Origin of the sequence: Bacillus sp. FJAT-49736, assembly GCF_018343615.1 — a bacterium.
In the GTDB taxonomy this organism is placed as follows: domain Bacteria; phylum Bacillota; class Bacilli; order Bacillales; family Bacillaceae_C; genus Margalitia.
In genome coordinates, this window is the sequence record NZ_JAGYPI010000012.1 from 1 (window position 1) to 11,178 (window position 11,178).

Annotated in this window: 9 protein-coding genes and 1 pseudogene; 3 read left to right on the forward strand and 7 right to left on the reverse strand. The window is 33.8% G+C overall.

The window, feature by feature from the left end; genetic code table 11:
* Positions 1-80 precede the first annotated feature (80 nt).
* Positions 81-1,487, reverse strand: coding sequence for a DUF4011 domain-containing protein (locus tag KHA87_RS22550; RefSeq protein WP_213096209.1), 1,407 nt, complete (start codon positions 1,485-1,487; stop codon positions 81-83).
* 102 nt (positions 1,488-1,589) lie between these two features.
* Between KHA87_RS22550 and KHA87_RS22005 the strand changes: the two genes are divergently transcribed.
* Positions 1,590-2,740 (forward strand): IS3 family transposase gene (locus tag KHA87_RS22005; protein WP_213096210.1). Its coding sequence is split into 2 segments (ribosomal slippage): positions 1,590-1,830 and positions 1,830-2,740, totalling 1,152 coding nucleotides; the frame shifts between segments, so codons are not numbered across the junction.
* Positions 2,741-2,932: 192 nt separating this feature from the next.
* On the opposite strand, the gene KHA87_RS22010 is transcribed toward KHA87_RS22005, so the two are convergent.
* The 5 genes and pseudogenes from KHA87_RS22010 to KHA87_RS22030 form a co-directional block, all read right to left on the reverse strand.
* Entirely contained in the window at positions 2,933-3,196 is a 264-nt protein-coding gene (locus KHA87_RS22010) for a DUF4011 domain-containing protein (RefSeq protein WP_213093827.1), read from the reverse strand.
* Positions 3,197-3,589: 393 nt separating this feature from the next.
* Positions 3,590-4,078, reverse strand: a complete 489-nt coding sequence (locus tag KHA87_RS22015) for a DUF1648 domain-containing protein (protein ID WP_249310348.1) — start codon at positions 4,076-4,078, stop codon at positions 3,590-3,592.
* A 23-nt stretch (positions 4,079-4,101) separates the two neighbouring features.
* Complete coding sequence (locus tag KHA87_RS22020) at positions 4,102-4,941, reverse strand: DUF2785 domain-containing protein (protein WP_213093829.1); 840 nt, start codon at positions 4,939-4,941, stop codon at positions 4,102-4,104.
* Between the two features lie 26 nt (positions 4,942-4,967).
* Positions 4,968-6,248, reverse strand: coding sequence for a S41 family peptidase (locus KHA87_RS22025; protein ID WP_213093830.1), 1,281 nt, complete (start codon positions 6,246-6,248; stop codon positions 4,968-4,970).
* Between the two features lie 542 nt (positions 6,249-6,790).
* A pseudogene (locus tag KHA87_RS22030) lies at positions 6,791-7,194 on the reverse strand (NUDIX hydrolase).
* A 152-nt stretch (positions 7,195-7,346) separates the two neighbouring features.
* Here KHA87_RS22030 and KHA87_RS22035 point away from each other — a divergent pair.
* Positions 7,347-9,875 carry a CDP-glycerol glycerophosphotransferase family protein gene (locus tag KHA87_RS22035; RefSeq protein WP_213093831.1) on the forward strand — a complete coding sequence of 843 codons (2,529 nt, stop codon included), beginning with the start codon at positions 7,347-7,349 and terminating at the stop codon, positions 9,873-9,875.
* A 48-nt stretch (positions 9,876-9,923) separates the two neighbouring features.
* Here KHA87_RS22035 and KHA87_RS22040 read toward each other — a convergent pair whose 3' ends face one another.
* A complete protein-coding gene (locus KHA87_RS22040; protein WP_213093832.1) occupies positions 9,924-10,541 on the reverse strand; it encodes an NUDIX hydrolase in 618 nt (205 codons plus the stop codon).
* Positions 10,542-10,762: 221 nt separating this feature from the next.
* Between KHA87_RS22040 and KHA87_RS22045 the strand changes: the two genes are divergently transcribed.
* A partial coding sequence (locus tag KHA87_RS22045; protein WP_249310742.1) for an MFS transporter occupies positions 10,763-11,178 on the forward strand: 416 nt, incomplete at its 3' end.

Below are 11,178 nucleotides of genomic sequence, written 5' to 3' on the forward strand. Positions count from 1 at the left end.
CTGGCTTATTGGCTGGAAAGTCATACCCGCAGAGGCTCCATGTCAAACTAGCACGATACAAACAGCTTACATCTTAATAATCACAAAGACTTAACTTTTTTGTGTCCAAGATATTGACTCAAATCCATTTTATATTCTGTTAATCTGTCAATCATTGACAAACTTTTGTTACCTAAAATATTTTGAAAATTAATTAATTCAGATAAAGATGCATTAATTTCCCTTAATAAATTGGATAATGTCTCGAATTTTTCCGATATACGCGATTCTGTATCAAAACTGGATTCTGTAATTAAAGTCCCCTTCCATAAATGACTATCCTTTTGTTTAACAAGATCCTTCATTTTCTCAAATAAACCAAGAAAATCTTCCATTTCATTTAATTTGTTCTGGTCAATTTTCTCTACATCTTTTATATCAAATAATAAGTCTGGTACACTGTCTAACCTTCCAAGGCGACCATGTATTTTTTGAGGTGTCTGGTTTAACAATGTTAATTTAGTATGTAAACTCGATACATAATCATTAAGCTGTTTTTTTATCCGATCAAATTTTGAAAAATACGGAAATTCATCATTCGCATTTTTCGTTGTATTAAGGGACTTAGAAAGATCCTGTAATAAGGATTTTTTATTCGAATTATGGTTATGTAAATCAAGACAGTAATCGCCCAGACCCTTTTCATCAATTCTCTTCTTAACTACTTCCAACGCCGCTTTTTTTTCACTGACAAATAATACTTTTTTTCCTAAGGCTAAAAATTCTGCGATTATATTTGCAATGGTTTGACTCTTACCTGTTCCAGGAGGTCCTTGCATTACAAAATTTCGTCCATTTTTTGCAGCAAGAATAGCTTCTTGTTGACTAGAATCTGCATCCAAAATTTGAAAGTTCTCCATTGATTTTGCAGTTTTATCATACTCTTCAATCGTTGGAACGGAATCACTTTTATTCTCATCATACTCATCATTAACACCAGCTAGTGAGCGGACAATGGAGTTCTCTTTAATCAGGTCCTCATACTGATCAAAATCTTTATACATGACAAGTTTACTAAATGAGAATAATCCAATATATGCTTCACTTGTTATTTCCCAATTACTTTCTAATTTCAATTCATTTGCGTAGAAATTAAATAATTCATCAAACGTTTCTCCATCAAATTGATCAATAGGAGGAAGGTTAATTCCAAAATCAATTTTAAACTTTTGCTCCAGAACTGGGTTCAAAACAATATCATCATCTAACTTAGCAATATAAAATGGCTCCTTAGAAGATTCTCTGTAAAGGTCAATCGGAATTAAAAAGAGGGGGGATTTTAAAAGATCTTTACTATGACTAACCTCGTACCAATTAAGAAAACCACATGCCAAATAAAGCGTGTTTACACCTTTTTCTTCGATAGAGGATTTCATTTTTAATCGTAATTCATTAAGATTTTTTTCAAATTTATTCTGAAGTTTAATTAAAGTTTCTTCTAATAACACTAATTCTTCAGTAGATAATTTATTTAAACTATGGTGCTAGTATAGTTCCGTGGACACAACTTAGTTAAGTGCTAAAATAGAACAACGAAAGGTTGTGTCCATATGGGAAACAAAAATACAGGCAAAAAATATAATGAAGATTTTAAAAAAATGGTCGTTGATTTATATAACTCGGGTAACTCAGCTAAAGATTTAAGTAGCGAATATGGCGTTTCTGAAGTAACTATTTATACATGGATTAAGAAGTTTTCACCTATGGAAACAGAGGATGGAACATCAATTACCTCTGATGAGATTGCCAAAATGAAAAAAGAAATGCTCCGTCTCCAGGAAGAAAATGAAATCTTAAAAAAGGCTCTGGCCAGATTTGCGAAAAAGTAAAAACAACTGAGTTGATAAAAGTACTTGTAGATCTTCAAGACCAACATGACACACAAACACTGTGTGGTGTACTTGGTATTGCCAAAAGCACCTTTTACCAGTCATTCAAAAAAACAGAGTCTAACCGTGAACGTGAGAACAAACAACTAACGAAAAGAATCAAAGAGATTTATAGAGAAAGTAAAATGCGTTACGGCGCGCCTAAAATTCACAACCTCCTCGAAAAAGAAGGATATAATGTGAGTGTGAAGCGTGTACAACGGTTAATGAAGGCCGCTGGCCTTTTCTCCATTGTAAAGAAGAAATTTCGTCCTCAATCTAGTAAAACGAAGGTGATGGAGCGTGAAAACCTGCTAGATCAAGACTTTACTACCTCTACTATCAATGAAAAATGGGGTGCTGATATCACATATATAAACACGCTGAGAGACGGTTGGTGTTATCTTGCTTCCGTCATGGATTTGCATTCTAAAAAAATCGTTGGATATTCATTTGGACGTAAAATGACGACTGATTTGGTAATAAGTGCTTTAAATAATGCTTTGGATACTCAACATACAAGAGAAGGGTTAATCCTGCATTCCGATTTAGGTTCCCAGTATACCAGTGAAGATTTTCAAAAGCTTTGCGAAACAAGAAAGATAAAACAATCCTTCAGTAAAAAGGGCTGCCCATATGATAATGCCTGTCTAGAATCATTTCATGCCATTTTAAAGAAGGAAGAAGTCAATCATGTTACCTATTTAGACTACAAAACTGCGAATCTAGCAATATTTCAATTTATCGAAGGTTGGTATAACCGTAAAAGAATTCACAGTGGTGTAGACTACAAAACACCACAAGATATTGAAGATCAAACAAAAACAGCATAAAGCTTGTGCAGCTCAAACCTAGCTGGATATCCACCGCACTCATGGTTTTACATGGAGTGGAGGGCATGATAGCTTTGATGGCATTGCCAAGTTTTATGAAAGCTGGCTTATTGGCTGGAAAGTCATACCCGCAGAGGCTCCATGTCAAACTAGCACGATACAAACAGCTTACATCTTAATAATCACAAAGACTTAACTTTTTTGTGTCCAAGATATTGACTCAAATCCACTAACAGATGGTTTCTTTTGTTTATCTACTTCTTGTTCTAAATCAACTAACGACCTTACCATAAGAGCTTTTCCATTATTTAATAAATCAAAGACTTCATTAACATCTTTTGATATTTTAATAGTAGATTTGTTTGTTTTAAAATTCAGCAATCGATTCCTTTTAGTCATATCTAAGAGTCGGGATTTCCAATGTTGAATTTTTATATCAAGTTTGCGTTCTTCCATTTTCCACATTTTCCCCCTAAAAAACTCGTTTCCTATTTAAAACTATTTACCTATTCTTATTATCAAAATACCATAATATCCCTAAATATCAACTACAAAATTCTCTATATTATCGCCATTTTCTACAATATTCAATTTACGATAAGATGCTCTTATTCCCAATAATTCTTATTTGATTAGTGAATTACCTGCATGTTAATATAGCAAAAGACAGATTAAAACAAATAATACAAATCAAGAGGCTGGGACAAAACCCACCTCTTAGATGAAAAAGCCGGTGAAATTTTACAACGAGTAAAATTTCACCGGCTTTGATTTTTTTTACAATAAGATAAGGATCACTTCTGAAAAAAATAAGTTACCACACAAAATAAAATAAGGAGCTTGATATGGTTATTTAATCCTAGCAGAACGAACAATAAAAAACACAATCGTACCAATTATAATAACTAGTATAATTGGAATTTCCCAAATACCTAGTCCTACATTATTTTTCATAGTCAATTGGATCCATTGCCAGCTATAATATACAAATAATAATGTGCTCTCTGCCTTGAAAACATTCATCATTTGTCTAGCATTCTTATATTGCTTTTCGATATTAACTTCTGATAAATGCGAGTAATTGAAAGTATGAGGAAATCGTTCAAGAATAGTCAACCCTAATGCGATTACGATAGATACTGCAGGAAGGACCCAAAGCATACCTTTATTCCCCCACCCGTCCGGCACGTCTCCATTAAAATGAATAGGGATTCTGCTTGATAATGATGGGTATTCGAACATTAAATAAACAATATTTCCGATTATCAATAGTAAACAAAAGATATCTAATATAATTTCTATCTTTGATCTAGGAATGTTTAATTTTGGCCGTTTCATTATTTCCACTATTCGCTCCCCCTTTATCTCTTATATACAGCATCATGCCATTTTTTTAGGACACTTTGAATTTCTCCCCGGGAAATTTCCCCATATTCGATATACCCTAATCGAAAATATAAAGATTTTAGGAAATTCATGATATTGGTTTTTATCCTATAAAAATGGAATGAAAACCCTTCTTTTTTAAATACTTCATGCAAATTATCGCTGACAGAACCCACCCAATTTCCCAATATTTCATCGCTCATTCCATTATCCAATAATGCTTCGATAGCGAATATCAATCTCTCATCTTCATCATCTGTGTACACACCGTTTTTCAATAGGCAAGAGAGAATTGCTTGTAATGCATCCGGTATATAAGCTGACTGAAAAGCTGGATGTAAGATAGCGGTTGTTACCAGATCGGCTCCATGAGCAATACTATGCGCCCACCCCTTGTCCTCTACATACCCCCGGACATCCTTCTCTTGCAGTAAATAATGAAAACTACACTGAATAGCTTGATCTGCAAGCGAACTTGGAAGGAACTTTTCCTTTATATCTAAATGTAATACTAGCTGAGCACAAAGTGCAGAAAATGATCGAGTAAAAACAGAATCCGACTTCTCCTCACCTATTTTATAAAATAGATATTCTGAACTTATACAGGTTTCTAATATATTTTCCATTCGTGTATAATCAATCAATTTATTTCCTATAAATCTGCAAAATGTTGAATATATCAAGTGGTCTCTTAATTCAGGATTCACGTCTCCAATATTCTCCAACATTTGTTCCGTTAGTACTTCTAGATTTATATTAGATATTTCTTCAACTGATAATTCCTTTAACTTCAAAAGTTGATTCTTTAGATTCATTTCATCTACCTCGTCGTCATTCACTTTTATCTATAGCTGTTGTTTTTTAACATATCAATCGCCACGTTCAAATCGATATCTTCAAAAATATGATTTGGTGTCCATGGAATATGCACATGTGGAATAACACCAACCTCGGTCATACCTCTTCCCTCATCAATTCTAGAAAGTCTGGAGGTTGGATACCATAATTCAAATAAGCCATCCCAGCTCATAACAGCTAAATTTGAATAGTCATTTAATCCTGCTGTCGCTCTGCCAATTACGGTTACTTTATTTGACATTTTACAAGTTTCTACAAACGAGTCCCCTGAGCTACCACAAGTCACATCAGCTAATACTATTACTCTCTCTGGACTCCTTCTTCCTTCGATTAGTTCATCTTCCTCTAACTCGGAAAAATCAAATTCTACAAAGCCTTTGCCTTTATTTTTCTCCCATTCACGTAAAAGGATATTTATCACTTTGATAGTACCTTCATCTTGAATGTCTTTAAGAGAATTTCGGAAAGATTTTACTCTTAATTCATAATTTCGATCCGAACAATTAGTTAGCATAATTTCTCCGTCTTCATTAAGATTAGTTACCTGTTCCGGGAAAATGTATGGCAATAATGGATAGTAAGCCGAATCGCTTCCTCCATAATTAACTCTTACGTCTATAATTAAATCCTTACAATGATCTAATTTTTCTTTATGGGACTCGACTAGTCGATTTATTGCATCCGGATTATCAAAATCGGTTAAAGTCATTAATTGAATATTTTTATCTAAACTTTTCAAGGAATATTGCGGAATATATTTAGAACTTTCATATTGATTTAACTCCATCATACTTTTTGCTCCACTAAGATTCTCCACCTCACAAAATGAGTATTCACGAATGATCTTATCCCAGTTCTCTCTTTCTTGATTATTTTCTCCTAATCTTCTTTTATGTATTTCCAACAATTCCGGAATACTCTTATTCTCAAGTGATACGATTGAAAATCCTTTTTCCAATCTTGTTTCATTACTAACTGCTGTAATATATAAACGGTCATTATATCTTCTTACTTTAAACCCTGAGTCATATTGTTTTTGATTTTCATTTGTTATGTGTCTAAAAGACATATGATGATCTTTGAAATCGAGCAAATAGTCCTGAACTATTTTTACAAATTGGGTAGGTGTTAATTCATTTTTAACTTCCAAGCTCTCAATTTCTTTTGCATAAACGTCCGGATTATCCCAACCTTTTTTATCTTCACAACCGGAATAATCATGCTGAGTAATGGAAACGATTTCTTGAAATATCTCTTGATACATTCTGATCATCCTTTTTTAAAATAGTAACTATTTCCTATACTTGTTAATTTCATTACTATTCCGGAAAAATCCTGCTAAAACGAATAAATAACCTCTATATACTGTTTCCACTTTTGAGCCATGTATAGCCTTGTCTGCATTCGTCTTTCTGAATAGGGATCCTCTCCTTCCCTCCACTCTAAATCAAGGGAAACACTATAACCAGTTATTTCCTCTAATGCTTCACAACGATTTCCAAAGCTCCAATGAGATTTGCAAAAACTTAAAAATTGGTTCCTAATGAATATCAAATTTATCATAAAGTGGACTCAAGTTCCGTTATATAGAAAATATATAGGAAAATCACTGTTTTTTCGCAAAATAAGGAACGTATGTCCGCAAACATAACGTTTTATCGTATTTTTTCACATACAGCGGAACGTGTGTCCTCCAAACCTAGAAGAATACAAAACTCACTACCTCACAGAATTTATGCCCAATTAATTTTCCAATACTAATAAATAGACCAAATCGATTTTTCGATTTGGTCATCTAATTTTATGCTAATTAAAAAAGCTTCCTCTAATAATGTCTAACATTTCCCTTGGTCTAATATCTAATAATGCACACTCATCAATACTCACCAAATCGGTTCATATGTCCCTCTATTCCGATTTGGATCCGTGAATTCTCCTGCAGTGCCTGTTCCAAATTCGCCTTCTATTATTTCTGCCAAATAGAAATATTGTGTACCATTGTGTTTTATGCTTACAATTAATTCCTTTATTTCAATCGTAACACCTAACTCTTCAAAACCCTCTCTTACTGTCGCATCTTCCGGCGTTTCTCCATCTTCTATACCTCCACCGGGAAAAACATAATATATGATGTTTTCCTTATTCCGTTTGATAAGCCCAATTCTTCCCTTTTCCTTATCAATAAGAACTGCGGATCCTCTATTTCGCAAAGATGATAGCCTCCATTAGTTTTTTGAAACTTTCCCCAAAAAATAATTTTACTTTTATTGTAAACGGACATACTAATATTGCCAAGTTTTTCGGGGTTAATTTGTCAGATTTTTCAAAGGTTGATGTTTTGAATTATGGAGGAGAAGATGAAGTGAAAAAAGCAGTACTAATAAGGAAAGTGAAGTTTGTATTTAGTCCGATTAAAAAATATGCTTTTGATGGCGGATTTCGAAGAAGAGTTCTATATACAAAATACCTAGAGAAAAAGCCGCTTAAGGAGAAAACCATTTTATATGAGTCCTACCATGGTCAAAGTATGACAGGAAACCCATATGCAGTATTTAAATACTTAATCAATAACGAGAAATATAAGGATTATGTTCATGTATGGGTTGTTCAAGATGATACAGTTATTCACGAAAAGTATAAGCATATTCGCAATGTTAAATTTGTTCGAAAAGAAAGCAATCAATATATAATTTATCTTGCAACTGCTAAGTATTTAATTAATGATACTACGTTTCCTTACTATTTTCAGAAAAGAAAAGACCAAATATATGCTAATATCTGGCATGGAACACCCTTAAAGACGATGGGAATACATATTAAAAATAGAGGATATACCGATCACAAAAATATTCAACGGAATTTTCTTTTCACAGATTTTATGGTTAATCCAAATAAATTTACAGCGGAAAAGCTTCTGCATTCTCATGATGTCTATAGTATCTTTAATGGAAAAATATTAGATTCTGGATATCCGCGTGTAGATTTAATGGTACATGCAAATAAGGAGGAAATGAGGAATATATTATCCGTTCCAAGTGAAAAAAAAGTAATTCTATATGCGCCGACATGGAGAGGAAAGTTGGGCAGTGAAAAAGACGAGAGCGAGAAGCTGCTCAAGGATATGAATCTTCTAAAGGAGCACATTAGTGATGAGTATATCATTTTATTAAAGTCGCATTATTATGCTTACAAATTTTTTGAGGAGCAAGGACTGGCAGATCTATGTGTTCCGAATAAGCTTGATACGAACGAAGTATTATCTATTGTGGATATTTTAATAACGGATTACTCTAGTATTTTCTTTGATTTTCTTCCATCGAAAAAGCCGATTATCTTCTATGCCTATGATGAGGAGCAATATCAAAGAGAACGTGGAACCTATATCCCGATGGACCAATTACCAGGGCCATTATGTCATCATTTAGCCGAAGTGGCAGATTCCATTAATCATATTAAGCTTATCAAAGACCGATTTCGTATTAAGTATGAAGAATTTTTAGAGGAATTTTGCTACCATGATGATGGAAAAGCGACAGCACGCTTTGTAGAAACAGTACTAGAGGGAAAACAATCTGATAACCTTATGCAAACACTCTCCAATAAAACAAAAATTCTTATCTATGGAGGAGGTTTTTTAAATAATGGCATTACCTCCTCTGTTATTAACTTATTAAATGCGATTGATTATGATCATTATGATGTAACCATTATGGATTTCTCTGATAATAACAAGCCAGAAAAATGGAAAAACATTGAAAAGCTAAACAAAAATATTCACTTTATTCATAGAATGGGCACTTGGAACGCCACTCTTCTTGAATGGTACCGCCATGCCTTAATCCTTCGAAGAGGGATATATACTGCTACGATGCAGAGAATCGTCCCCATTAAAATGTACAAAAGAGAACTAGAGAGAATTATCGGCAACACGTCCTATGATATTGGAATAGATTTCAGCGGATACAGTCCATTTTGGGCATCTATAATAGCTTTTGGCGATTTCAAAAAGAAAAGCATTTATTTGCATAATGATATGGGACAAGAAATCAATAAGAAGGTGAATAATAAATATCCGCATCGCCAGAATTTGAAAGTAATTTTTTCCTTATATAATTTTTTCGATAATGTAGTTTCTGTATCTAAATTAACTAATGAACAAAATAAAAAGAGCTTACAGAAAGTTGTTAAGAATATAGAGGATCGTATGAAATACGTTATTAATAACATTGATTACGAACAGATCCTCACACAAAAAGAGGAATTTTCCGAGGAATTTGTAATAAAGTTTAAGGATAAAAACTATATGCTATCCGTTCATAACGACAATCATAATCATTTAGAGCTAACTGGATATCAAATGCCAGATGAAAATGATATCAATTTCATCAATATTGGCAGACTAAGTCCGGAAAAGGATCATGCAAAATTAATTGCTGCATTTTCTCATATAGCAGCAAATCACCCAAAAGCAAAGCTCTTTATTGTCGGTGATGGTGATTTAAAGACATCCTTATTGGAATTAGTAAAAAATCTAAAATTAGAGGAAAAAGTTACTTTCACAGGTCAAATCAGCAATCCATATGCCCTGCTTCATAAATGTGATTGTTTCGTGCTATCCTCTAACCATGAAGGGCAGCCAATGGTTCTGCTTGAAGCGTTAACACTTGGTAAACCAGTAATTGTAACGGATATTCCAGGTTCCAGAAGTGTCATTGAAGGCGGACATGGGTTAATAGTGGAAAACTCCATTAAAGGACTCATTGATGGAATGGAGCATTTTATAAATGGAAAAGAGCTTTTGGAAAGACAGTTTGACTATGTCAGCTACCGTCAAGAAGCGATGAAAATGTTCTATGAAAAAATATGTTCACGAGAAAGCCAAACTGGCTAATTTAATCAAGGAAGTCCCGGGTGCCTGGCGCCATATGGGACTTCCTTTTCATTTTTGCAGATGCTCGACAAATTGTTTGATTAATTTTGCAGTAAGACCCCAGATGACAAACTCCTCATAATAATAAAAATACTCATTCAATTTCCTTGGCTGCCATTTATATTTTTCTCCGCCATGAATAAGGCTGTAAGGAAAGCTTTCTTCCGGTTCTGCATGGAAATTTACTTTAAAACAATCAGGAGGATTCATCATGAAAAAGGAAAGCGGAACGGTAAACACCTTTTCCACTTCAGAAGGATTTGGTTTAATGAGTTCAGGCTTGGATAGATACCCCACAAATGGATAGATAATTGTTCCATATGGTGAAATATTAAAATCCAATGGAGCAACAATAGAAATTAGTTCTTGAGGAATACCCAATTCCTCTACTGTTTCACGTACAGCTGTGACTTGTTCATTTTCATCTTCCTCATCCATTTTTCCTCCGGGAAGGCAAATTTCACCTGGTTGTCTTCTTAAACTTAAGGCGCGTACCTCAAATAATATATGTAGTTCATCCTCTATTTTTATTAGTGGGATTAATACTGCAAATTTCGTGAAGTTTTGCATATCCGCAATAGTTGGTGTTCGATTTTCTAAGCTAGTTATTATTTTTTCAAGATCCATCCTTCCCCCTCCTTTTGCCTTGGTTATTAATGAAGGAATACTTGTAATGTTATATATTCGCCCTTATGATGAAAATTCCTTCGAAGAAAAGGATATATCCCCATTGTCACAGCATGTTCATATTTTTTTATAATGAAAAAAAAGGCTTATGTTATAATTCCACTAAGCAATATTCAAATAATTGAGAATAATGTTCTCTTTTAAAGAAAGGTGGAATGCATTTGACACACAAGAAAAAAGGATTTTTAGAGAAATGGAAGCTCCCAACCTTACTTTTAATTGGCATAGGGGTATCAGGGCTAGGTGATTTTGTCTATCTAATTGCCATCAATTTGCTTATTTTGGATATGACACATTCTGCTGCTGCAGTTGCCGGTCTTTGGATTATTGGACCAATTGTTGCGATCCTGACAAATTTTTGGTCTGGAGGTTTTATTGACAGAGGAAATAAACGAAACATATTGATTTTGACCGATATCGTACGGGCCATATCAGTCGCCATCATTCCATTATTATCATCCATATGGTCCATTTATATGATGCTTGTTATCATAAGCCTTGCAAAAGCTTTTTTCACCCCTGCCTCCACAACTTACATAACAAAATTAATTCCCCATCATCAGCGCAAAAAATTTAA

Excerpts from the sequence above, each read along its gene's own strand:
- KHA87_RS22010 (WP_213093827.1), bottom strand. The coding sequence starts at position 3,196 with ATGGAAGAACGCAAACTTGATATAAAAATTCAACATTGGAAATCCCGA.
- KHA87_RS22040 (WP_213093832.1), bottom strand. The coding sequence starts at position 10,541 with ATGGATCTTGAAAAAATAATAACTAGCTTAGAAAATCGAACACCAACT.
- KHA87_RS22015 (WP_249310348.1), bottom strand. The coding sequence starts at position 4,078 with ATGAAACGGCCAAAATTAAACATTCCTAGATCAAAGATAGAAATTATA.
- KHA87_RS22020 (WP_213093829.1), bottom strand. The coding sequence starts at position 4,941 with ATGAATCTAAAGAATCAACTTTTGAAGTTAAAGGAATTATCAGTTGAA.
- KHA87_RS22025 (WP_213093830.1), bottom strand. The coding sequence starts at position 6,248 with ATGTATCAAGAGATATTTCAAGAAATCGTTTCCATTACTCAGCATGAT.